Annotated in this window: 19 protein-coding genes; 11 read left to right on the top strand and 8 right to left on the bottom strand. The window is 68.3% G+C overall.

Translation table 11 applies throughout. The features are described 5' to 3' along the window. Positions 1-90: 90 nt before the first annotated feature. From K9S39_RS16810 to K9S39_RS16790, 5 genes are all read right to left on the bottom strand, one after another. Entirely contained in the window at positions 91-1,500 is a 1,410-nt protein-coding gene (locus tag K9S39_RS16810; protein WP_248864170.1) for an amidohydrolase family protein, read from the bottom strand. A 130-nt stretch (positions 1,501-1,630) separates the two neighbouring features. Beyond that, positions 1,631-2,461: a succinate dehydrogenase/fumarate reductase iron-sulfur subunit gene (locus tag K9S39_RS16805; RefSeq protein ID WP_283112337.1), complete on the bottom strand. Its 831-nt coding sequence runs from the start codon at positions 2,459-2,461 to the stop codon at positions 1,631-1,633. Beyond that, complete coding sequence (locus K9S39_RS16800) at positions 2,458-4,401, bottom strand: fumarate reductase/succinate dehydrogenase flavoprotein subunit (protein ID WP_248864169.1); 1,944 nt, start codon at positions 4,399-4,401, stop codon at positions 2,458-2,460. Before K9S39_RS16800 ends, K9S39_RS16805 begins: the two co-directional genes overlap by 4 nt. Positions 4,402-4,550: 149 nt before the next feature. After that, positions 4,551-5,378 (bottom strand): hypothetical protein, encoded by an 828-nt coding sequence (locus K9S39_RS16795; protein WP_248864168.1) that lies wholly within the window; start codon positions 5,376-5,378, stop codon positions 4,551-4,553. 264 nt (positions 5,379-5,642) lie between these two features. Next, positions 5,643-5,942 (bottom strand): hypothetical protein, encoded by a 300-nt coding sequence (locus K9S39_RS16790; RefSeq protein ID WP_248864167.1) that lies wholly within the window; start codon positions 5,940-5,942, stop codon positions 5,643-5,645. 392 nt (positions 5,943-6,334) lie between these two features. Between K9S39_RS16790 and K9S39_RS16785 the strand changes: the two genes are divergently transcribed. The 11 genes from K9S39_RS16785 (at position 6,335) to K9S39_RS16740 (ending at position 19,390) form a co-directional block, all read left to right on the top strand. Further along, the gene (locus K9S39_RS16785; protein ID WP_248864166.1) at positions 6,335-8,797 is read left to right on the top strand and encodes an ABC transporter substrate-binding protein; all 2,463 of its coding nucleotides are present in this window, start codon (positions 6,335-6,337) and stop codon (positions 8,795-8,797) included. Positions 8,798-9,042: 245 nt separating this feature from the next. Next, a complete protein-coding gene (gene typA, locus K9S39_RS16780; RefSeq protein ID WP_248864165.1) occupies positions 9,043-10,947 on the top strand; it encodes a translational GTPase TypA in 1,905 nt (634 codons plus the stop codon). 222 nt (positions 10,948-11,169) lie between these two features. After that, positions 11,170-11,820 carry a DUF5753 domain-containing protein gene (locus K9S39_RS16775; protein ID WP_248868819.1) on the top strand — a complete coding sequence of 217 codons (651 nt, stop codon included), beginning with the start codon at positions 11,170-11,172 and terminating at the stop codon, positions 11,818-11,820. 11 nt (positions 11,821-11,831) lie between these two features. Beyond that, on the top strand, positions 11,832-12,029 hold the full coding sequence (locus K9S39_RS16770; RefSeq protein ID WP_248864164.1) for a DUF397 domain-containing protein: 198 nt from the start codon (positions 11,832-11,834) through the stop codon (positions 12,027-12,029). Between the two features lie 98 nt (positions 12,030-12,127). Continuing rightward, positions 12,128-12,964, top strand: coding sequence for a TauD/TfdA dioxygenase family protein (locus K9S39_RS16765; protein WP_248864163.1), 837 nt, complete (start codon positions 12,128-12,130; stop codon positions 12,962-12,964). A 149-nt stretch (positions 12,965-13,113) separates the two neighbouring features. Continuing rightward, the gene (locus K9S39_RS42400; protein ID WP_319949639.1) at positions 13,114-13,302 is read left to right on the top strand and encodes an antibiotic biosynthesis monooxygenase; all 189 of its coding nucleotides are present in this window, start codon (positions 13,114-13,116) and stop codon (positions 13,300-13,302) included. 139 nt (positions 13,303-13,441) lie between these two features. Continuing rightward, positions 13,442-15,064: a peptide ABC transporter substrate-binding protein gene (locus tag K9S39_RS16760; protein WP_248864162.1), complete on the top strand. Its 1,623-nt coding sequence runs from the start codon at positions 13,442-13,444 to the stop codon at positions 15,062-15,064. Positions 15,065-15,219: 155 nt separating this feature from the next. Beyond that, positions 15,220-16,143: an ABC transporter permease gene (locus K9S39_RS16755; RefSeq protein ID WP_248864161.1), complete on the top strand. Its 924-nt coding sequence runs from the start codon at positions 15,220-15,222 to the stop codon at positions 16,141-16,143. Then, positions 16,136-17,131 (top strand): ABC transporter permease, encoded by a 996-nt coding sequence (locus K9S39_RS16750; protein WP_248864160.1) that lies wholly within the window; start codon positions 16,136-16,138, stop codon positions 17,129-17,131. The genes K9S39_RS16755 and K9S39_RS16750 overlap by 8 nt, the downstream gene beginning before the upstream one ends. Before the next feature lie 11 nt (positions 17,132-17,142). After that, on the top strand, positions 17,143-18,315 hold the full coding sequence (locus tag K9S39_RS16745; RefSeq protein WP_248864159.1) for an ABC transporter ATP-binding protein: 1,173 nt from the start codon (positions 17,143-17,145) through the stop codon (positions 18,313-18,315). Further along, positions 18,299-19,390, top strand: a complete 1,092-nt coding sequence (locus tag K9S39_RS16740; RefSeq protein WP_248864158.1) for an ABC transporter ATP-binding protein — start codon at positions 18,299-18,301, stop codon at positions 19,388-19,390. The genes K9S39_RS16745 and K9S39_RS16740 overlap by 17 nt, the downstream gene beginning before the upstream one ends. A gap of 162 nt (positions 19,391-19,552) precedes the next feature. Here the strand turns inward: K9S39_RS16740 and K9S39_RS16735 are convergent, their stop codons facing one another. From K9S39_RS16735 to K9S39_RS16725, 3 genes are read right to left on the bottom strand one after another with little or no spacing between them, the layout of a single operon-like run. Next, positions 19,553-20,713 (bottom strand): ABC transporter ATP-binding protein, encoded by a 1,161-nt coding sequence (locus tag K9S39_RS16735; protein WP_248864157.1) that lies wholly within the window; start codon positions 20,711-20,713, stop codon positions 19,553-19,555. Between the two features lie 12 nt (positions 20,714-20,725). Next, the gene (locus tag K9S39_RS16730; protein ID WP_248864156.1) at positions 20,726-21,787 is read right to left on the bottom strand and encodes an ABC transporter ATP-binding protein; all 1,062 of its coding nucleotides are present in this window, start codon (positions 21,785-21,787) and stop codon (positions 20,726-20,728) included. A gap of 11 nt (positions 21,788-21,798) precedes the next feature. After that, a complete protein-coding gene (locus K9S39_RS16725; protein ID WP_248864155.1) occupies positions 21,799-22,770 on the bottom strand; it encodes an ABC transporter permease in 972 nt (323 codons plus the stop codon). Between the last annotated feature and the right edge of the window lie 84 nt (positions 22,771-22,854).

The raw sequence follows: 22,854 nt of genomic DNA, 5'->3' as shown, positions 1-22,854 counted from the left end.
ATGCGCCCCTTAGGGGATCTGTTCGACCAACCCCTAAGGGTTCGGCCGGGAATCCCCTGAGGGTCCGGTCCGCGCTCCCAAGGGTCCCGGTCAGGCGGCAGCGCGCAGATGCGCCGCCGCCCGCTCCGCCTCGCGCACCACCCGCGCGGTGTCCACATGCACCAGCTCCCCGCGCGCCTTCCGAAGCCGCCCGTCGACGAAGACGTAACTCACGTTGGCCGGCTGGCCGTTGAGCACGATCTGACTGGTCCAGTCGAAGCGTGGCGCGAAGTTGAGGGTGCCGGGATCGAGCACGATGACATCGGCGCGCTTGCCCGGTGTCAGCGAGCCGATCCGGTCCGCCATGCCGAGGCACTCCGCAGCGGTCAGCGTCGCCATCCGCAGGACGGCCGGGATGGTCGGATACACCGTGGCGTCCTCGTGCCGTGCCCGTTGCAGCCCGACGGCCGCCTTCATCAGGGCGAACATGTCCGACGTGTCGTTCGTGCCGCCGTCATGGCCCAGCCCGGTCCGTACCCCGTGCCGGTGCAGCGCGGGCAGCGGTGCGATGCCGGAGGCCAGCCGCATATTGCTGAGCGGACAGTGCGCCACCCGTACGCCGTGCTCCCCGGTCAGCGCGATCTCGTCGTCGGTGAGGTGCACCGCATGGTCCATCAGCAGCTCCGGACCGAACGCGCCGACGGTGCGCAGCGCGCGGATCTGCTCCTGCTCGCAGTCGTCGCGGCTTTCCAGGACGTGTGAGTTGAGCATCACGCCGAGCTCGCGGGCGGTCTCGTGGAGCAGCCGCAGTTCGTCGACGGTGGACATCTCGGCATGCACCGCCACCTGGAGCGAGGCCATCGGCAGCGGATCCAGGAGCTCCTTCTCGGCCCGGAGGACGAGGTCGCGGTCGGCGGCGTTCTGCGCCATCGCGTAGACGAACCGCAGCCCCGCGTCGTCCAGCGCGCGGACGTAGCGCTCGGTGGTGTCGTACGGGATCGGGTGCACCCAGTCGACGACGGTGGTGACGCCTGTCTGGAGGACGTCGAGCGCGGCGAGATGGACGAAGCGGTACATGTCCTGGGGGTCGATCTCGGGCAGGGTGGGGCGGTTGCAGCCGGTCAGCCAGCCGTAGACGTCCTGCGTCGCGCAGCCGCCGCGGATGCTGCACTGCCACAGGTGGTTGTGCAGATCGACGAACCCCGGGAGGACGAGCTTGCCGGCGACGTCCACCACACGGGCGCCGGGCGGCACCGTCAGCCCGCGTCCCACGGCGGCGATGGCGCCGTCCCGCATCAGGACATCGACGCCGCCCTCCAGCGTGCCCAGCTCCCCCGCGCCGACCTTCGGGTCCATGGTGAGCACGAGCTCCGCACCCCGGAGCACGGTGGTGCGCCGCTCGCCCGATGGTCTGCCCGGTCTCTCGTACGGCTCCTGGAGCGCGATGGGGGCACCCGCCGCCAGGGGGACGCTGCCGAACCCCGCGAGCACCCGGCGCCGGCTGATTCCCGGAAAGTTCATTCCGTTTGTATACCGCGCCCGCGGGGAGATGCCGTGAGGTTGTTCCCGGCCAACTGAGGGAACGTCGTGGAGAACGTGATATATCGCTGGACAGGACCTGTTTCCATGCGAACCCGGGTGCTACCCGGCCTCATTCGGTCCGTCGCCGGATCTTGTTCCCGAGCCACACCAGCGGGTCGTACTTACGGTCCGCCACCCGCTCCTTGAGCGGGATCAGCGCATTGTCGGTGATCTTGATGTTCTCGGGGCAGACCTCCGTACAGCACTTGGTGATGTTGCAGTAGCCCAGACCGTGCTCGTCCTGCGCGGTGGTCTGGCGGTCCAGACCGGACTGCGGTGCCGCGTCCAGCGGGTGCATATCGAGTTCGGCGATCCGGATCAGGAAGCGCGGCCCGGCGAACGCGGCCTTGTTCTCCTCGTGGTCACGCACCACATGGCACGTGTCCTGGCACAGGAAGCACTCGATGCACTTACGGAACTCCTGCGAGCGGTTCACATCCTCCTGCTGCATGCGGTACTCGCCGGGCGCCAGCTCCGCGGGCGGGACGAACGACGGGACCTCACGCGCCTTGGTGTAGTTGAACGACACGTCGGTGACCAGATCGCGGACGACGGGGAAGGCCCGCATCGGCGTGACCGTGATCGTCTCCGTACGGTCGAACACCGACATCCGCGTCATACACAGCAGCCGCGGCTGCCCGTTGATCTCCGCACTGCACGAACCGCACTTGCCCGCCTTGCAGTTCCAGCGGACCGCGAGATCGGGCGCCTGGGTCGCCTGCAGCCGGTGGATGATGTCGAGGACCACCTCGCCCTCGTTCACCTCGACCGTGAAGTCCTCCAGACCGCCGCCGTCCGCGTCACCACGCCACACCCTGAAGTGCGCCGGGTACCCGCCGGAGGACCCCGGCTGCCCGGCCGGCCGTGCCTGCTTCGTCTGCTCCGTCTGCTGCCCGCTCACCGGCTCAGCTCCTCGTCCGTCAGATACTTCACCAGCTCGTCCTTCTCGAAAAGCCCCAGCAGATCGGGGCGGATCGGCGGGGTCTCGCGCCGGGAGAGCCGGATCTGGCCCAGCGACGGGTCCGCGGCCGTCCGTTCGCCCTGGGGATCGGCGAGCTCGCAGATCAGATTGATCTTGCGCCAGTGCCGGTCCATCGCCGGTTGATCATCGCGGGTGTGCCCGCCCCGGCTCTCCTCGCGCTCCAGCGCGGCGCGCGCCACACACTCGCTGACCAGCAGCATGTTGCGCAGGTCCAGGGAGAGATGCCAGCCCGGGTTGTACTGCCGGTGCCCCTCGACGCCGGCTCGCCGCGCCCGCGCCCGCAGCCCGGCCAGCCGCTCCAGGGCCTCCCGCATCTCTCCCTCCCTGCGGATGATGCCGACCAGGTCGTTCATCGACTGCTGGAGTTCCTGGTGCAGGGTGTACGGGTTCTCCGCCGGACCGGCGTCGTGGGTCGTCTCCTGGTCCCCTCCTTCGGCGCTGAAGGGGCGCAGCGCCTCCGCCTCGGCGGCGTCGATCTGCAGCGGGTCGGCGGTCGGCCGGTCGGTGACCGACGCCGCGTACTCGGCCGCGTACAGTCCCGCCCGGCGGCCGAAGACCAGCAGGTCGGAGAGGGAGTTGCCGCCCAGGCGGTTGGAGCCGTGCATGCCGCCGGCGACCTCACCGGCCGCGAACAGCCCGGGGACGCCGGTCGCCGCCGCGGTGTCCGGGTCCACATCCACCCCGCCCATCACGTAGTGACAGGTCGGGCCGACCTCCATGGGCTCGGCGGTGATGTCCACGTCCGCCAGCTCCTTGAACTGGTGGTGCATGGAGGGCAGTTTGCGTTTGATGACCTCGGCGGGGAGCCGGGTCGAGACATCCAGGAAGACGCCGCCGTGCGGGGAGCCGCGGCCCGCCTTCACCTCGGCGTTGATGGCGCGGGCGACCTCGTCACGGGGGAGCAGCTCGGGCGGACGGCGGTTGTGTTCCGGGTCGTCGTACCAGCGGTCGCCCTCCTCTTCGGACTGCGCGTACTTGTCCTTGAAGACGTCCGGGATGTAGTCGAACATGAAGCGCCTGCCGTCGCTGTTGCGCAGCACCCCGCCGTCGCCCCGTACGGACTCGGTGACGAGGATGCCCTTCACCGACGGCGGCCAGACCATGCCGGTGGGGTGGAACTGCACGAACTCCATGTTGATCAGCTGCGCGCCGGCCAGCAGCGCCAGCGCGTGACCGTCGCCCGTGTACTCCCAGGAGTTCGATGTCACCTTGAAGGACTTGCCGATGCCTCCGGTGGCCAGCACCACCGCCGGGGTCTCCAGCACGAAGAAGCGGCCGGATTCGCGCTCGTAGCAGAAGGCGCCGGAGACCCGGCCGTCCGTCTTGAGGACGCGGGTGACCGTGCACTCCTGGAACACCTTCAACCGGGCGTCGTACGCGCCGAATTCCCTCTCGTCCTCCTGCTGGAGGGAGACGATCTTCTGCTGGAGAGTGCGGATCAGCTCCAGGCCGGTACGGTCGCCGACGTGTGCGAGACGCGGGTATTCGTGGCCGCCGAAGTTCCGCTGCGAGATCCGGCCGTCCGGGGTGCGGTCGAAGAGCGCGCCCCAGGTCTCCAGCTCCCAGACGCGGTCGGGGGCTTCACGGGCGTGCAACTCGGCCATCCGCCACTGGTTCAGGAACTTCCCGCCGCGCATGGTGTCCCGGAAGTGCACCTGCCAGTTGTCGCGCTCGTTGACATTGCCCATGCTGGCCGCGATACCGCCCTCGGCCATCACCGTATGGGCCTTGCCGAACAGGGACTTGCAGATCACGGCCGTCCGCATCCCCGCCTCGCGGGCTTCGATGGCGGCGCGCAGCCCGGCGCCGCCCGCCCCGACCACGACCACGTCCCATGCCTGCCGGTCCACATGCGCCATCAGAAGGCACGCCTTTCCGTAGATGGATAACTGTGCTGGAGCTGTTGTCGCCCCTGGAGGCCGCTGTCTCTGGAACTGCGAGCTGCCGTCTCTGGAAGCTTGCTCTGTCTGGGAGCGCCGTCTCTCCGGGGACTGTGGGGCTGTGGTTCCTAGAAGAAACTGGGGTCCTCAAAAGCCCCGGTCGCCAGCAGGAACACATAGAAGTCGGCGAGCGCCACACTGACCAGCGAGGTCCAGGCGAGCAGCATGTGCCGCTCGTTGAGCTTTCCGACCCAGCTCCACATCCGGTAGCGCACCGGATGCTTGGAGAAGTGCCGCAGCCGGCCGCCGACGATGTGCCGGCAGGAGTGGCAGGAGAGGGTGTACGCCCAGATCAGCACGATGTTGACCAGGAAGACGACAGCGCCGAGGCCCATGTGGCCCCAGTTGTATTGCGCGTCGCGGAAGGCGAGCGCGGTGTCGTAGGTCAGGACGCCGGCGACCAGCACCGCGAAGTAGAAGAAGTAGCGGTGAATGTTCTGCAGGATCAGAGGGAAGCGGTTCTCGCCGGTGTACTTCTTGTGCGGTTCGGCGACGGCGCAGGCCGGCGGCGAGGCCCAGAAGCCACGGTAATAGGCCTTGCGGTAGTAGTAGCAGGTCAGCCGGAAGCCCAGCGGGAAGATCAGGATGAGCAGGGCGGGGGAGAGGCCCCACCAGCTGCCGAAGAGATCCCAGTTGGGGCCGCCGCGCATGGTCTCGCAGTTCTCCGCGAGGCACGGCGAGTAGAACGGCGAGACATAGGGCGCGTGGTAGTAGTCGGCGTTCGCGAATGCCCGCCAGGTCGAGTAGACGACGAACGCGAGCAGACCGGCGGCGGTGACGGCCGGAGCCAACCACCAGCGGTCGGTCCGCAGATGCCGGGCGGGGATGGCGGCGCGCGAGGCGTCCTGCACGCCGGTCGCACCCGCTTGCGGTGAGGGTTCGATGCCAGTGGCCAACGTCGGTCTCCGTGAAGGGGGTTCCGTGCGGGAACTCCGTGACGATCGGTCCGTGACGGATGCTTCGTGCGGGCGCTTCGTGGAGCTTCGCGAGGGGCGCTCCGTGACTTCGTGAAGGACGCTTGGTGAGGACGTCCCGCGAAGAGCGCTCGATGGATGCACCGTCAGGGCGGGAACGGGGTAGGGATCTGAAGTGGGGCGAGGGCACCCCCTAGGGAACTTCCCTTAGGGGACTCCCCTTAGGGAATCTCCCCCAGGGCCTTCCTAAGGTGCCCGCCGGCCCTTGGCGCCGATGCCCTCGTCCTCGGCATCGGTCCACAGCGTGGCGTCGTACGGGGTGTCCGGGACCGGCACCATCACCTCTCCCTTGAAGCCTCCACGGGCGCGGGCTGCGGCGGGGACGCTGTCCTTCAACAGGCCGAGGCTTTCGCGCAGGTGGTCCGCGTCGCTGCGCACCCGGCGGATCTCCAGCCCGGAGCCGACCAGCTTCTCCAGCTGCCCCACCGACCGGACGAGATCGTCGAGGCTGCGTTCCATTGCCGTCAATTCGTGCTGCAGGGTCATAACGTGCGCTCACCTCCGAAGGTGTGGTGGGCGATCTCATGCGCCCGAGAGTGTCGCGCGTCACAGTAGAGGTTGGGAAGGGGTCTGGCGCGATTACGACTCGAACCGGTGCGTTTCGGCAAACATGCGCCGCGGCGGGTGGCGAACGCCGGTGCGGGCCGGCGGTCGACGCGGTATGACGGCCCCTCAGGCCGCAGTCGGACGACCAGGCATTGGGCCGAGCGGGTGGCCTTGCCGCCGTCGCCCGACGTGTCGGGCGGCCGCCGCGAGATCAGTCGATTTGAGTAGGGGGGCCATAGATGTGATGAGCCGGAAAGTCGGCCGAACGTGGTGCGCCGGACGGTCCCAGGCGGCGGCTCGGCGCGGCGCGGGCGAGCCCGGAGGTAACCGTCATGACCGACCACGCGAGCTCCCACAGCCGCTCAGGCCGCGTGCCGACCCGCCCGGCATGCCGTAGGCGCCGCGGTGCCGCGCTCATCGCGGCGGGGGTGCTGCTCCCGCTCCCCGTACTGACCGGATGTGGCGACGACGAGTCGGGGGCGTCCGCCGCGTCCCAGGACATCGCCCCGGCCGCCCGGGACCGTGTCCGGACCGGCGGCACGCTGCGTTGGGCCGTGGACGCGATGCCGGCCACCTTCAACGCGTTCCAGGCGGACGCCAACGCGACCACCGGACGGATCACCGGGGCGGTGCTGCCCCGCCTCTTCAGCGCCGATGTGCGCGGCAGGCCGCAGCGGAACGCCGACTACCTCGACGCGGCCGACATCAGCGCCCGTGAGCCCCGGCAGGTCGTCACCTACAAGATCAACCCCAAGGCGCGATGGAGCGACGGACGGGCCATCGGGGCCGCGGACTTCATCGCGCAGTGGAAGGCGCTGCGCGGCAAGGACAACGCGTACTGGACCGCCCGCAACGCCGGCTACGACCGGATCGCCAAGGTCACGAAGGGCGCCGACGCACGCGAGGTCAAGGTCACCTTCGCCAAGCCGTTCGCCGACTGGCGGTCCCTCTTCACACCGCTCTACCCGAAGAGCGTGATGGGCGACGCGGACGCCTTCAACGAACGCACCCGTAAGGAACTCCCGGTCGGGGCCGGCCCGTTCGCGGTCCAGAAGCAGGACTCGGCGAGCGGCAGCGTCACCCTCGTACGCAATCCGAAGTGGTGGGGCGCGCCCGCCAAGCTCGACACGCTGGTGCTGAAGGCCGTGCCCCTGGAGAAGCGGCGCGCGGCACTGGCCGCCGGGTCCGTCGACGTCGCCAAGATCGACCAGGGTACGGCCACGAAGGTGACGGGTACGGCGAAGGGCGGGGAGGCTGGGAGCGACGCGCTGCCCGCCTACACCGTGCGTAGGGCCCTGGAGCCCGCCTACACCCAGCTCGCCCTCAACGGCAGCACCGGGCCGCTCACCGACGAGCGGGTGCGTCGCGCGGTGGCCCGCGCCCTCGACCGGCAGGCGCTGGCCGACACCGTCCTCAAGCCGGCCGGTCTGCCCGCGCGGCCGCTCGGCAACCATCTGCTGATGGCCGGGCAGCAGGGCTACGCGGACCACAGCGACGCCCTCGGCGGCCAGGACACCGAGGCGGCCAAGGCGCTGCTCGCCGACGCCGGCTGGCGGCCGTCCGACCATCCGCCGGCGGTCGTGCCGCCTGAGCAGGTCAAGCGGAGGGGAGGCGCGGGGGAGGCGGAGGACGCCTCGGCTCCCGGCGTATCCGGCGCTTCCGCTTCCGCTTCCGAGCCCGGCGCTTCCGCCGCATCGTCGCCCGCCGCCTCCGCGTCCGTGTCCGCTCAACCGGGTTCGGCGGCGCCGTCGACGTCCGCCGGAGCCTCGTCCGGAGCGGAGGCCGACGACGGCCGTAACCCGGAGGAGCGCGGCGCACTCAGGGAGACGTACCGGCATGAGGTCGGCGGGACGTACGGGTATGAGGTCGACGGCCGGCCCGCCGCAGCCGAGGCCCCGCTGTCCTTCGTGGGCGCGGTGGGCTCCGAGGTCCAGCAGGCCGCGCTGCTGCGCCAGAGCGCCTCGTTCTACAAGGACGCCGCCGCGGCCCAGAAGGAGAGGGCGGGCGGCGACACCGCGTCCGCGGCGTACACCAACTCCCGGCAGTACACACAGCGCGCGGCCCAGGCGCTCGGCGCGGCCGAGATGATCGAGACCGGCCAGGCCCCGCATCTGCCCGGTGCCGGCGGCAACGCGGGCTCCCCGCCGGACCGCGCCGCCCACGAGCGCGAAGCCGGGCCCGCCGAGGCCCAGGCCGCTCCCGTCCCCGCTGCCGAGCAGCCCGCCGCCGACCGGGCCGGCGCGGCGGACCGGGCCCCGGTCGCCAGGAAGAACGGCAAGGCCCTGGTCCTGCGCTTCGTCCTGCCCGACGGCCCCGGCTCCGAGCAGCTGCGGGCCGTCGGCGGCAAGATCGCCACCATGCTCGGCAAGATCGGCATCACGACGTCGATCGAGAAGGTCAGCGACGAGAGCTACTTCCGGGACCACATCGCCTCCGGCGACTACGACCTGGCGTTGTACTCCTGGCCCGGCACTCCCTACCCGGCCACCGACGGCCGCCCGATCTACGCCAAGCCGCAGCCCGCCGCCGACGGCTCACTGACCGTCGAGCAGAACTACACACGGGTCGGCTCCGACCGTATCGACCAGCTCTTCGAGCAGGCCGCGGCCGAGCTGGACGAGGACGCCGCACGCGAGCTCATGGCGCAGGCGGACGCCCGGATCTGGGCCGTCGCGGGCTCCATCCCGCTCTACCAGCGGCCCGAGCTGGTGGCCACGAAGAAGTCGCTGGCCAATGTGGGGGCCTTCGGGTTCGCGGTGCCCCGGTTTGAGGACATCGGGTATCGGAAGGGGTGACGGGCGGGGGGGCGGCGGTTGTTCACCGAGCGGTGAACAACGGTCGCCCTCCGGTGAACAACGGTCGCCCACCCATGAACAACAGGTAAGAAACCGCAGGTCAGGCGCTATGCGCACGGGCTGGCGCGGCTGTTTCCGCCGCACACCCGTACCATAGGGCGAGGCCGTGGCGTCCTCTGCCCGGCAGGCACGCGTACCGGACCGTACGCGCCGCCCACCACGATTCCGGGAGAAGCGCCGCCAGTATGCCCACGCGCCACGACATCCGTAACGTCGCCATCGTCGCCCACGTCGACCACGGGAAGACGACCATCGTCGACGCCATGCTCAAGCAGGCGGGTGCCTTCGCCGCGCACCAGCTCGACACGGTGGACGACCGGGTGATGGACTCCAACGACCTGGAGCGCGAGAAGGGCATCACCATTCTCGCGAAGAACACCGCCGTCAAGTACCACCCCAAGGACGGCGGCGAGCCGATCACCATCAACATCATCGACACCCCCGGCCACGCCGACTTCGGCGGCGAGGTCGAGCGCGGACTGTCGATGGTCGACGCGGTCGTACTGCTGGTGGACGCCTCCGAGGGCCCGCTCCCGCAGACCCGCTTCGTGCTCCGCAAGGCCCTCCAGGCCCGGATGCCGGTCATCCTCTGCATCAACAAGACCGACCGCCCCGACTCCCGGATCGACGAGGTCGTCAACGAGACCTACGACCTGTTCCTGGACCTGGACGCGGACGAGGACCAGATCGAGTTCCCGATCGTCTACGCGTGCGGCCGGGACGGCATCGCCTCGCTGACCAAGCCCGAGGACGGCACCGTCCCGCAGGACAGCGACAGCCTGGAACCGTTCTTCACGACGCTGCTGGAGCACGTCCCGGCGCCGCAGTACGACGTTGACGCCCCGCTCCAGGCACACGTCACCAACCTGGACGCGGACAACTTCCTCGGCCGTATCGCGCTGCTCCGCGTCGAGCAGGGCGAGCTGGAGAAGGGCCAGACCGTCGCCTGGATCAAGCGTGACGGCACGATCGCCAGCGTCCGCATCAGCGAGCTGATGATGACCGAGGCGCTCACCCGCAAGCCCGCCGAGAAGGCCGGCCCCGGCGACATCTGCGCCGTCGCGGGTATCCCGGATATCATGATCGGCGAGACGCTGGCCGACCCGGAGAACCCGGTCCCGCTGCCGCTGATCACGGTCGACGAGCCCGCCATCTCCATGACCATCGGTACGAACACCTCGCCGCTGGTCGGCCGCGGCGGCACCGGCAAGGGCGCGGACGCCAAGAACGCCGTCAAGGACCGCAAGGTCACCGCCCGCCAGGTGAAGGACCGCCTGGACCGCGAGCTGATCGGTAACGTCAGCCTCCGTGTCCTGGACACCGACCGCCCGGACGCCTGGGAGGTCCAGGGCCGTGGCGAGCTGGCGCTGGCGATCCTCGTCGAGACCATGCGCCGCGAAGGCTTCGAGATGACCATCGGCAAGCCGCAGGTCGTCACCAAGGACGTCGACGGCAAGACGTACGAGCCGGTCGAGCGCATGACCATCGACGTGCCCGAGGAGCACATGGGCGCGGTCACGCAGCTCATGGGCGTCCGCAAGGGCCGCATGGACAACATGTCCAACCACGGCTCCGGCTGGGTCCGTATGGAGTTCGTCGTCCCGTCCCGCGGTCTGATCGGCTTCCGGACCGAGTTCCTCACCAACACCCGTGGTACGGGCATCGCGCACTCCATCCACGAAGGTCACGAGCCGTGGTTCGGCACCCTGTCGACCCGCAACAACGGCTCGCTGGTCGCCGACCGCACGGGCGCCGTCACCGCGTTCGCGATGACGAACCTGCAGGAGCGCGGCGTCCTGTTCACCGAGCCCGGCACCGAGGTGTACGAGGGCATGATCGTCGGCGAGAACTCGCGCTCCGACGACATGGACGTGAACATCACCAAGGAGAAGAAGCTGACGAACATGCGGTCCTCGACCGCTGACGTCACCGAGTCCATCGTCCCCCCGCGCAAGCTGTCGCTGGAGCAGTCCCTGGAGTTCTGCCGCGACGACGAGTGCGTCGAGGTGACGCCGGAGGCGATCCGCATCCGCAAGGTCGTCCTGGACCAGAAGGAGCGCGGTCGCGCGGCGTCGCGCGCCAAGCGGTGACGCTGCGCTGGGCCTGAGCCGAAACGATGGCGCCCCGCCGGACCACGGGTCCGGCGGGGCGTTTTTCGTTGCGTTGCTCTTCGTCGTGCCTCAATCGGTGGGCTTCAGGGGCACATCAGTGCCGTCGAGTCCGGTCGCACGGGCTTGTCGCCGGAGCGGCTGCGGGCTCTCGCTGATGCTGCGGAGGGGGTAAACCCAACGTATCTCGATGCATTGGTCGAGATGGGGCAGGCGTCGGGGAAGGGATGGTGGAGCGACTACCGGCAAACGCTCACGGCGGCGCACTTGGATCTGGCTGGGCTGGAGTCGGCTTCCATCGTGCTGCACACGTACGAGCCGATGTTCATCCCGGGACTGCTTCAGACGCGAGAGTACGCGGCTGTTATTCACCGAGACGGGTACGTCGACCTCTCACCCGAATGGCAGCGCCAGGCAGTCGAATTCAGAATGCAGCGACAGGAGTTGCTGGCCGGCGAGAGGCCGCCGCGCCTGCATGCGATCATCCACGAGGCTGCGCTCAGGCCATCGCTGGGGAGTCGGGAGGTCATGCGTGGTCAACTGCTGAAGCTGATCGAGGTTTCTCGGCGACCGGAAGTGGCCATCCAGATCCTGCCGCTCGACGGGCGCGTGGGCTTCGGAACGGGGTTCACGCAGTTTCATCCGCAGGTACGCGAACTCAGCACGACTGTCGTGTCGCACATCGAACGGGATCTGTACCTGGAGGACGAGAACTCGATGGCTAAGTACCGGGACCGGTTCGCTAAGTTGGAGGTGGTTGCGCTTCCTCCGGTTGACGTCGCGGCCTCGCCTGAGGCGCGCAAAGCCAAGGACTCGCTGGGGCTGATCCAACGGCTCCTGTATCCGCTGCTCTAGGGAAGGTGTGCATGTTTGAAGCCAGGTGGCAGAAGTCGAGCTTCAGCGAAGGCGGGGCTACCAACTGCGTCGAGGTGGCCGCCGCCCCGTCCGGCACCCGCCACCTCCGTGAGAGCGACGCCCCCGCCACCGCGCTCGCGACCACCCCCGCCGCCCTGCGCGCGCTCCTCCGCACCGTCAAGGGCGGGGCGATCCCTTCCGGGCGGTGACACCGCCGCCTCCCCCGGCCGTAAATCGACGCGTTCACGGACGCGACACGGGCATGCTTCGGTCGGCAGAGGCAGGGCACGCCCACCGGAGGGGCTCCATGGAAATCCGTGACCTCACGGCATTCATCGGATCCGAGATCACCGGGGTGACGTGCGAGGACTTGCAGCGGCCGGAGGTCTTCGGCGCCGTTCACAACGCCCTGAACGAGCGCGAGTTGATCGTGGTGCGGGGGCTGGACATCACCCCGGAGCAGCAGATCGTGCTCGCCCGAAAGTTCGGCAAGCCGGCGCCGCCCCACAGCCCCAGGTACGCGCACCCTCGCTTCCCCGAGATTCTCGTCTCCTCCAACGTCGTCAAGGGCAACAAGCCGCTCGGTGTTGCGCGAGTGGGCAACTTCTGGCATCAGGACGGGTCCTTCGTGAAGTCGCCGGCGACCTATTCCATGCTGCACGGCGTCGATGTCCCGCACACCAGCGGCCACACGATGTTCGCCAATGCCTGCGACGTCTACGACCGGTTGCCGGATGAGTGGAAATCCACGATCGATGGGCGGACGGCACTGCACACCCACGTAAAACGTGCCCGTATTGCGCAAGAGCATGTGGGACTGTCGGTGGCTGAAATGCGCGCCGTGATCGAGGCGGAGTTTCCCTTGCCCGAGCATCCGCTCGTACGGCGCGACGCATTCACCGGGCGGTTGTATGTGTACGGCGCGCCTGAGGTCCTCGACTCCGTGAACGGGTTCGACGCCAATGGCAATGAGGCGTTTTTCGCACAGCTCGATGCGCTGATCCAGGATCCGGAGCGGGTCCATACCCATCGCTGGATGCCCCTCGACCTGCTGGTGTGGAAGACGGCGTCCGCCTATCACGCGGCTACCGCCGTCGAGCCCGGACGCCATCGCACCGTGCATCGGATCAGCATCGCCGCTTGACCGCACCGCCGTCAGAGGGGCGGCCATGCCTGCCCCCCCTGGTGGCCCGCGCGCCGCCTCCGTTGTCAGTGCCCCCTGCCATCCTGACCGTATGGCAGAGAACGCGAGGCAAGAGACCACGAAGGCAATGAAGGGGCGGCCGGGGGTTCATCTCGGCGCATATCCATGCGAATGCGGATGGCGAGCGGGTCGTCAATTACGCGCAGTGGGAGAGCGAGGAACAATTCCGGGCGATGACGGCCGATCCGGTGGCGCGTGAGCATATGACGCGGGCCGCCGGGATCGCGGAGAGCTTTGACCCGCGGTTGTTCTCGGTGGAGTCGGTGCACCACGTGTAGGGGAGTCCATACGGGGGTTTTCTCGGGTTTTCGGAGCAGTGGCGGTCGCTGCCGGGGTGCGATGCGTCCGTGTATGCGCTCTGATGTCGGCTAAGTGCGACCAAGGACCTGCTGACGGAAGCCCTCAAGGAGGCACCCCATGCGCCGTGGAGCCATGCACGCGAAGTGGGCGGTATGCGCTGTCACCGTCGCCCTCGTGGCCACGGCCTGCGGCGGCGGGGGCGGTGGGGACAGCGCCGGGGTGATCAGCGCCTCCTGGGGGGATCCGCAGAATCCGCTGGAGCCGGCGAACACCAATGAGGTTCAAGGCGGCAAGGTCCTTGAGATGATTTTCCGGGGCCTCAAGAAGTACAACCCGAAGACCGCGGCCGCGGAGAATGTCGTAGCCGAAAAGATCACGACGGAGGATTCGCAGAATTACACGGTGACACTGAAGGACGGCTGGACCTTCAGCAACGGGGAGAAGGTCACCGCGAAGTCGTTCGTGGACGCGTGGAATTACGGGGCGCTGCTGGATAACAAGCAGAAGAACGCTTCGTTCTTCCAGTACATCGAGGGGTTCGAGAAGGTTCATCCGGAAAAGGGGATGCCGACCGCCAAGACCATGTCGGGGCTGGTCGTGAAGGACGACAAGACCTTTACCGTCAAGCTGAACCAGAAGTTCTCCACCTGGCCGGAAATGCTCGGTTACTCGGCCTTCATGCCCCTGCCGCAGGCGTTCTTCACCGACCATGACGCATGGCTGAAGAAACCGATCGGGAACGGGCCGTATGTCGTGGAGTCGTACACCAAGGGATCCGCGATGAAGCTGCGGAAGTGGGAGAAGTACCCGGGGCCCGACAAGGCGAAGAACGGCGGTATCGATCTGCGGGTCTATACCGACAACAATACGGCGTACACCGACCTTCAGGCAGGAAACCTCGATCTCGTCGATGATGTGCCGGCGGCGCAGCTCATGAATGTGAAGGCGGATCTGGGGGACCGGTACATCAACCAGCCGGCCGGGATCATCCAGACCCTCACCTTTCCCATGTACCAACCGGCCTGGGGCGGGCCCGGAAAGGAGAAGCTGCGGCGGGGGGTCTCCATGGCGATCAACCGTGAAGAGATCACCAAGGAGATCTTCCAGAACACCCGGACACCCGCTACGGACTGGACCTCGCCGGTGCTGAAGGAGGACGGCGGATACAAGGAGGGGCTGTGCGGTGAGGCGTGTGAGTTCAACCCGGGCAAGGCCAAGCAGCTGATCGAGGAGGGCGGAGGAATCCCCGGGGGGAAGATGACTCTCGCCTACAACGCCGACACCGGGTCGCACAAGACCTGGATCGACGCGATCTGCAACAGCATCAACAAGACGCTGGACAGCGACAACGCCTGCGTGGGCGCCCCGTTCGGTACGTTCGCGGACTTCCGTAACAAGATCACGGCCAAGCAGATGACCGGCCCGTTCCGCGCCGGCTGGCAGATGGACTACCCGCTGATCCAGAACTTCCTGCAGCCGCTGTACTACACCAACGCCTCCTCCAACGACGGCAAGTTCAGCAATGCCACGTTCGACAAGCTCGTCGACGAGGCGAATGCCGAGACCGACGTCGGCGAAGCCGTCTCGATGTTCCAGGACGCGGAGAAGGTGCTTGCCGCACAGATGCCGGCCATTCCGCTGTGGTACCAGAACGGCAGCGGCGGTTATTCCGACCGGATCGGCGATGTGATGCTCAATCCGTTCAGCGTGCCCGTCTACAACGAGATCACCGTCAGCTGAGCCCGCCACCCCCAAGAACCTGCCGTTCGCCCAAGAAACTGCCGTTCCCGCAAGAGCCCGTCGTTCCCAAGAACCAGTCGCCCTCGCAAGAACCCGTCGTTCCCAAAGAACCCGCCGTCCCCCAGAACCGCCGTTCCCCAGAATCCGGAGCCCCCATGGGACGCTATGTGATCCGGCGGCTGCTCCAGATGATCCCGGTGTTCATCGGCAGCACGTTCCTGATCTTCTTCATGGTGTACGCACTGGGTGACCCGGTCGCCGCGCTGTTCGGTGAAAAGGCACCCGACCCGGCCACCGTCGCCCGGATCCGTCACGACCTCTATCTCGACAAGCCCCTGTGGCAGCAGTATGTGCACTACATGGGGCAGATCTTCCGGGGGGATTTCGGCACCGCGTTCAACGGCCAGCCGGTCATCGAACTGATGGCCTCCGCCTTTCCCGTCACCCTGCGGCTCACCCTCGTCGCCATTGTCATCGAAATGATCATCGGCATTGTCCTCGGCGTGTTCAGCGGGCTGCGGCGCGGCCGGAGCCTGGACACCTCGGTGCTGGTCTTCACCCTGGTCGTGGTGTCCATCCCGACCTTCGTCAGCGGCTATGTACTGCAATTCCTGTTCGGGGTGAAATGGGCCTGGGTCAAACCCAGCGTCTCCACGGACGCACCGCTGGATGAACTCCTGTTGCCGGGAGTGGTGCTGGCGCTGGTCTCGCTCGCCTATGTGACCCGGCTGACCCGGACCTCTCTCGCCGAGAACGCCCGCGCCGACTATGTCCGTACGGCCGTCGCGAAAGGGCTGCCCAGGCACCGGGTCATCTCCCGCCATCTGCTGCGCAATTCGCTGATCCCGGTCGTCACCTTCATCGGTACCGATATCGGCGCGCTGATGGGCGGCGCGATCGTCACCGAGCGGATCTTCAATATCCACGGCGTGGGATTCCAGCTCTACCAGGGAATTCTCCGGCAGAATTCGCCGACCGTCGTGGGCTTTGTGACGATCCTGGTGCTGGTCTTCCTCGTCGCGAATCTCCTTGTCGACCTTCTGTACGCCGTCCTCGACCCGAGGATCCGCTATGCCTGAGCCGTACGCACCGAAAGAAGCCATCACGCCGGACGAAGCCATCACCCACGGCGACGGCGGCACCGCCGCGCTGGCCATCGGCGAGGCGGAGTCGCTGGAAAGACCCCCGGGCGCGGGACCACCCGGCGGGGTGCCCACCGGCAAACCACGGAGCCTGTGGAGCGACGCCTGGCACGATCTGTGCCGCAACCCGGTCTTCGTGGTCTCCGCGCTGGTCATCCTCTTCCTGGTGATCATCGCGATCTGGCCGCAGCTGATCGCCACCGGCAACCCGTACCGCGCGGATCTGGCCAAGGCGCAGGCGGGCGCCGAGCCCGGTCACCCCTTCGGCTTCGACACCCAGGGCCGGGACGTCTACACCCGCGTCGTCCACGGCGCCCGCGCCTCCATCACCGTCGGCATCTGCGCGACCGCGGGCGCCGCCCTCCTGGGCAGCCTGCTCGGCGGGCTGGCCGGCTTCTTCGGCGGCTGGAGCGACCACCTGCTCTCCCGGGTCGCCGATATCTTCTTCGGCATCCCGGTGATCCTCGGCGGCCTGGTGTTCCTCTCCGTCATCACCAGCTCCACCGTCTGGCCCGTGGTCGGCTTCATCGTGCTGCTGGGCTGGCCGCAGATCGCCCGTATCGCGCGCGGCTCCGTCGTCACCGCCAAGCAGAACGACTACGTGCAGGCCGCACGGGCGCTGGGCGCCGGCAACCGGCGGATGCTGCTGCGGCACATCGCGCCGAACGCCGTCGCACCGGTCATCGTCGTCGCCACCATCGCCCTGGGCACGTACATCTCCCTGGAGGCGACGCTGTCGTACCTCGGGGTGGGCCTCAAGCCGCCCACCGTCTCCTGGGGCATCGACATCTCCGCGGCGTCCACGCACATCCGCCACGCCCCGCACATGCTGCTGTGGCCCGCGGGCGCGCTGAGCATCACGGTGCTGGCGTTCATCATGCTCGGCGACGCGGTGCGCGACGCCCTGGACCCCAAGTTGCGCTGAGGAGCGGGGAGATGACGGAGAACGACCGGGAGATGACGGGCAACGCCGGGGAGAAGACGGGCGATGACGGGGAGATGACGGACAACGACCCGGGTGTGACGGACAAGGACGACCTGCGGACGGCGGACGGCGAGCCACCCGCGCCCACCGCGAGTAAGCCACCGCAGCGACCGCAGCCACCGCCCCCCACGGACAGGTCACCCCTCCTCGACGTACGCGACCTACGCGTGGAATTCCACACCCGGGACGGCATCGCCAAGGCCGTCAACGGCGTCAACTTCACCGTGGCGGCCGGCCAGACGCTCGCGGTGCTCGGCGAGTCCGGCTCCGGCAAGTCCGTCACCGCCCAGGCCGTCATGGGCATCCTCGACTCGCCGCCGGGCTTCATCACCGGTGGCGAGATCTTCTTCCACGGCCGTGATCTGCTCAAGCTGGGCAAAGAGGAACGCCGTAAGGTCCGCGGCGCCAAGATGGCGATGATCTTCCAGGACGCGCTGTCCGCGCTGAACCCGGTGCTCAGCGTCGGCGCCCAGCTCGGCGAGATGTATATCGTCCACGAGGGCATGTCCCGCAAGGCGGCCCGTGGCAAGGCCGTCGAGCTGATGGAGCGGGTCGGCATCCCGGCCGCCGAAGCGCGGGTCGGCGACTACCCGCACCAGTTCTCCGGCGGGATGCGCCAGCGCATCATGATCGCGATGGCGCTGGCCCTGGAGCCGGACCTGATCATCGCGGACGAGCCGACCACGGCCCTCGACGTCACCGTCCAGGCCCAGGTGATGGACCTGCTCGCGGAGCTCCAGCGCGAGTTCACCATGGGACTGATCCTGATCACCCACGACCTGGGCGTGGTCGCCGATGTCGCCGACACCATCGCCGTGATGTACGCGGGCCGGATCGTCGAGACCGCCCCCGTCCACCAGCTCTACAAGGCGCCCGCGCACCCGTACACCCGCGGTCTGCTGGACTCCATCCCCCGGGTCGACCTCAAGGGCCAGGAGCTGTACGCGATCAAGGGCCTGCCGCCCAACCTGACCGCCATCCCGCCGGGCTGCCCCTTCAACCCGCGCTGCCCGCGGGCCCGGGACATCTGCCGTACCGACCTGCCCCCGCTCTACGAGGCGGGACCGGGCCGGGCCAGCGCCTGCCACTTCTGGAAGGAGACGCTCGATGCAGCGGGACAGTGACGCGGCCGTGGCACCGGCCGGTGACGACGGCCCGGCCCGGGCGGTCACCGGAGAGCCGGTCCTGCAGATCCGCGACCTCGTCAAGCACTACCCGCTCACCCGGGGCATCGTGTTCCGCAAGCAGATCGGCGCGGTCAAGGCCGTGGACGGGGTCTCCTTCGACCTCCACAAGGGCGAGACGCTCGGCATCGTCGGCGAATCGGGCTGCGGGAAGTCGACGGTGGCGAAGATGCTGGTCGGCCTGGAGCGCCCGACGTCCGGCCAGATCCGTTACCAGGGCGAGGACATCACCCGACTCTCCGGCCGTGCGCTGAAGGCGGTACGCCGCAACATCCAGATGGTCTTCCAGGACCCGTACACGTCCCTGAATCCCCGGATGACGGTCGGCGACATCATCGGCGAGCCGTATCAGATCCACCCCGAGGTGGCCCCTAAGGGAGACCGCCGGAAGAAGGTGCAGGACCTCCTGGATGTCGTAGGGCTCAACCCCGAGTACATCAACCGCTACCCGCACCAGTTCTCCGGCGGCCAGCGCCAGCGCATCGGTATCGCCCGCGGCCTCGCGCTGCGTCCGGAGGTCATCGTCGCCGACGAGCCGGTGTCGGCGCTCGATGTCTCCGTCCAGGCGCAGGTCGTCAATCTGCTGGAGCGGCTGCAGGACGAATTCGACCTGTCATACGTCTTCATCGCGCACGACCTCTCTGTCGTCCGCCATATCTCCGACCGGATCGCGGTGATGTACCTCGGGCGGCTCGCCGAGATCGGCACCGACGAGCAGATCTACGAGCACGCCACGCACCCCTACACCCAGGCGCTGCTGTCCGCGGTGCCGGTGCCCGATCCGGAGGCGCGGGAACGGCGCGGCCGCATCCTGCTCGCGGGCGATCTGCCGTCGCCCGCCGATCCGCCGTCCGGCTGCCGCTTCCGTACGCGCTGCTGGAAGGCGCAGGAGGTGTGCGCCCGGAAGGTGCCGCCGATCGATGTGCCCGAGTGGTTCCGGGGCACCGGCAGCCCGGCGGAACACGCCTCGGCCTGCCATTTCGCGGAGGAGCGGGCGGGGGTGACGGATGGGTAGGGGGTGGGGGAGCGGGCCCGTCCGCCCCTGAAGGGGGGACCCCTAAGGGTCGGACGGGCCCCTTGCAGGCCACAACGCGGTGGGCCGAGATGATATTCCCGTCGCACGTCGAAGCCCGCCTCCCCTGCAGGAAGCGGGCCGCGACGCCCAACGTACGCCGGATCAGAGGGACTTGCCCTTCTTCCCGCCTTCCTCGGCCACCGACTCCCCGTCGGCCGACTCCTCGATCGCCGTCAGCGCCGGGTCGAGGACGATGTCCTCGCCACGGGCCGCGATCGTCGGCTCCTCGGGGAAGTGGCAGGCGGTCAGGTGCCCCGCCCGGTTCCCGGCGAGCTGGACCAGCGGCGGCTCCTCCGACGCGCACTTGTCCTGTGCCTTCCAGCAGCGGGTACGGAACCGGCAACCGGACGGCGGGTTGACGGGGGAGGGCACGTCACCGGCGAGCCGGATCCGTTCGCGCTCCTCCTCGTCGGAGTCCGTCAGCCGGGCCTCCGGCACGGCCGACAGCAGGGCGTGGGTGTACGGGTGGCGCGGCCGGCCGTAGATCTCGTCGCGCTCGCCCATCTCGACGATCTTGCCGAGATACATCACCGCGACACGCTGGCTGAAGTGCCGCACCACCGCCAGGTCGTGCGCGATGAACAGGAACGCGATGCCCAGTTCGCGCTGCAGCTTCTGGAGCAGATTGACGACCTGCGCCTGGATGGAGACGTCCAGCGCCGAGACCGGCTCGTCCGCGACGATCAGCTTCGGTTCCAGGGCGAGCGCGCGGGCCACTCCGATGCGCTGGCGCTGGCCGCCGGAGAACTCGTGCGGGAAGCGGTTGTAGTGCTCCGGGTTGAGGCCGACGGTCTCCAGGAGCTCACGGACCCGCGTCTCGCGGCCCCCGGGCGGGTTGATCCCGTTGATCTCCATCGGGCCGCCGATGATCGTGCCGACTGTCTGCCGCGGGTTGAGCGAGGCATACGGGTCCTGGAAGATCATCTGGATCTCGGACCGGATCGGCGCGAGTTCCTTGCGCTTGGCGCGGGTGATGTCCTGGCCCGCGTAGGTGATCCTGCCGGAGGTCGGCTCCATGAGGCGGGTGAGCAGCCGTCCGGTCGTCGACTTGCCGCAGCCCGACTCGCCGACCAGACCGAAGCTCTCACCGGCGTGCACGGTCAGGTCGATACCGTCCACCGCCTGGACCGCGCCGACTCTCCGCTTGAACGGGAAGCCGCCGTAGATCGGGAAGTGCTTGGTCACCCCCTCGGCGACGAGCAGCGGTTCGCCCGGTGCGGGCGCGGCAGCGCGAGGCGTGGGGAGAGTGACGTTGTCTGTCATGGTGATGGCTCCCTAGCCCAGCCGGGGCTTGATCTGCTCGGTGAAGAAGGTGTGCTTCTGCTCGGCGCTGAGATGACAGGCCGCGGCCCGCCCGGCGGCGAGCAGCGGCCGCTCGTCGCCGCAACGGCTGCCGTCGACCTCGGCGGTGAAGGTGCAGCGTGGGTTGAAGGCGCAGCCGGACGGCGGGTTGAGCAGGCTTGGCGGAGTGCCCGGGATCGGGTGCAGTGCCTCGCTGACGTCCGAGGAGAGCCGCGGCATCGAGCTGAGCAGGCCCCAGGTGTACGGGTGTTGGGGCGTGGTGAGGATTTCCTTGACGGAGCCGCGCTCCACGGCTCGGCCCGCGTACATCACCAGCAGGTTGTCGGCGGTGTTCGCGACCACGCCGAGATCGTGCGTGATCAGGATGATCGCCGAACCGAACTCCTGCTGGAGGTCCTTGAGGAGGTCCAGGATCTGCGCCTGGACGGTGACGTCCAGGGCGGTGGTCGGCTCGTCGGCGATCAGCAGCTCGGGGTTGCAGACCAGCGCCATGGCGATCATCGCGCGCTGGCGCATACCGCCGGAGAACTGGTGCGGGTAGTCGTCCACCCGCAGGGTCGGCTGCGGGATGCCGACCTTGGTCAGCATCTCGATGGCCCGCTGGCGTCCCTCGCGCTTACTGGCGCCGGTGTGCTTCATGTACGGCTCGGCGATCTGCCGGCCGACCGTGTAGTACGGCGACAGCGCGGTCAGCGCGTCCTGGAAGATCATCGCCATCTTGTTGCCGCGGAGGTTCTCCAGGGTCTTCTCCCTGGCCCCGGTCAGCTTCTGGCCGTCCAGCGTGATCTCGCCCGCGAGCTCGGTCGACTTGGGGTTGTGCAGTCCCAGCACGGCCAGGTTGGTGACGGACTTGCCGGAGCCGGACTCGCCGACGATGCCGAGCGTTTGGCCGCGTTCCAGGTCGAAGGAGAGACCGTCGACCGCCTTGACGACGCCGTCCTCGGTGGAGAACCGCACGTACAGGTCGCGTACGGACAGGAAGGGGTCCGATCCGGTCGGCACCGGAGTGCCCTCGGTCTTGGTGAGTGTGGTCACTTCAGGCTCTCCTAGGACAGGCGCACGCGCGGGTCGATGAAGGCGTAGGCCGCGTCCACGATGATGTTGAACACCAGGATCAGGGCCGCGCTGAAGATCAGCACGCCCAGCACCATGGGCAGATCGAGTGTGACGACGGAATTGACCGCGAGCCGGCCGATGCCCGCCAGAGAGAAGGTGAACTCGGTGATCATGGCTCCTCCGAAGAGCGAGCCGAGGTCCATACCGAGGATGGTGACGATCGGGATCAGCGAGCCGCGCCAGGCGTAGCGCAGGAAGACATAACGCGCCGGCATGCCCTTGGCCTTGGCGGTGCGCACATGCTCCTCCTGGAGCTGCTCGATCATCGCCGAGCGCGACATACGGGTGTACTGCGCGGTGAAGATCGTCGCCATGACCACCCAGGGCAGCAGCAGGCCCATGAACCAGCCGAAGGGGTTCTCGGTGATCGGCACGTACTTGGGGGAGGCCATCAGGCCGCTGTAGACGAACAGACCGAGCGCGATCGGGCCGAGGATGTAGATCTGCACCGAACTGAGAACCATGGACGCGCCGGTGACGGCCTTGTCCAGGATCGTGCCGCGCTTCCAGGCGGCCAGCAGCCCCGCGCCCAGACCGATGGTCAGGAAGACGACGACACCGCCGATGGCCAGCGACGCCGTGGTGGGCACCCGGTCCATCATCGTCGCCCAGACGTCCTGCTTGGTGGCGAACGAGTACCCGAAGCAGGGGGCGTTGCAGTGGCCGACGGAGTAGTCACGGCCGACGAAGATGCCGGAGAGGAAGTCCCAGTACTGCTGCGGCAGAGGCTTGTCGAGGCCGAGGTTCTGATGGATCAGGGCGATGTTGTCCGCTGTGCAGTTCTTGCCGCAGGACATCGTCGCCGGGTCGCCCGCGGCGAAGAACACGAAGAAGGTGAAGGCGCTCAGCAGGACGAGGATGACGACCGCGCCGAACGTCCGGCGAATGAGGAAGGGAAGCATGACGGTTCGCTGCTCTCAGGACGGCGGCGGCTGTGGGTGTGAGGGATGGCGGGGAGGGCCCCGCGGAGCGCGCGCTCCGCCGTA

Source organism: Streptomyces halobius (genome assembly GCF_023277745.1).
Lineage (GTDB): Bacteria > Actinomycetota > Actinomycetes > Streptomycetales > Streptomycetaceae > Streptomyces > Streptomyces halobius.
The sequence above is the reverse complement of the archived record's forward strand: the minus strand, read 5'-3'. Positions and strand labels throughout refer to the sequence as shown.

Bases quoted from the DNA above. Each gene is read 5' to 3' on its own strand.
- K9S39_RS16810 (WP_248864170.1), bottom strand. From the start codon at position 1,500: ATGAACTTTCCGGGAATCAGCCGGCGCCGGGTGCTCGCGGGGTTCGGC.
- K9S39_RS16800 (WP_248864169.1), bottom strand. From the start codon at position 4,401: ATGGCGCATGTGGACCGGCAGGCATGGGACGTGGTCGTGGTCGGGGCG.
- K9S39_RS16790 (WP_248864167.1), bottom strand. From the start codon at position 5,942: ATGACCCTGCAGCACGAATTGACGGCAATGGAACGCAGCCTCGACGAT.
- K9S39_RS16785 (WP_248864166.1), top strand. From the start codon at position 6,335: ATGACCGACCACGCGAGCTCCCACAGCCGCTCAGGCCGCGTGCCGACC.
- typA (WP_248864165.1), top strand. From the start codon at position 9,043: ATGCCCACGCGCCACGACATCCGTAACGTCGCCATCGTCGCCCACGTC.
- K9S39_RS16775 (WP_248868819.1), top strand. From the start codon at position 11,170: ATGGGGCAGGCGTCGGGGAAGGGATGGTGGAGCGACTACCGGCAAACG.
- K9S39_RS16770 (WP_248864164.1), top strand. From the start codon at position 11,832: ATGTTTGAAGCCAGGTGGCAGAAGTCGAGCTTCAGCGAAGGCGGGGCT.
- K9S39_RS16765 (WP_248864163.1), top strand. From the start codon at position 12,128: ATGGAAATCCGTGACCTCACGGCATTCATCGGATCCGAGATCACCGGG.
- K9S39_RS16760 (WP_248864162.1), top strand. From the start codon at position 13,442: ATGCGCCGTGGAGCCATGCACGCGAAGTGGGCGGTATGCGCTGTCACC.
- K9S39_RS16755 (WP_248864161.1), top strand. From the start codon at position 15,220: ATGGGACGCTATGTGATCCGGCGGCTGCTCCAGATGATCCCGGTGTTC.
- K9S39_RS16750 (WP_248864160.1), top strand. From the start codon at position 16,136: ATGCCTGAGCCGTACGCACCGAAAGAAGCCATCACGCCGGACGAAGCC.
- K9S39_RS16745 (WP_248864159.1), top strand. From the start codon at position 17,143: ATGACGGAGAACGACCGGGAGATGACGGGCAACGCCGGGGAGAAGACG.
- K9S39_RS16740 (WP_248864158.1), top strand. From the start codon at position 18,299: ATGCAGCGGGACAGTGACGCGGCCGTGGCACCGGCCGGTGACGACGGC.
- K9S39_RS16735 (WP_248864157.1), bottom strand. From the start codon at position 20,713: ATGACAGACAACGTCACTCTCCCCACGCCTCGCGCTGCCGCGCCCGCA.
- K9S39_RS16725 (WP_248864155.1), bottom strand. From the start codon at position 22,770: ATGCTTCCCTTCCTCATTCGCCGGACGTTCGGCGCGGTCGTCATCCTC.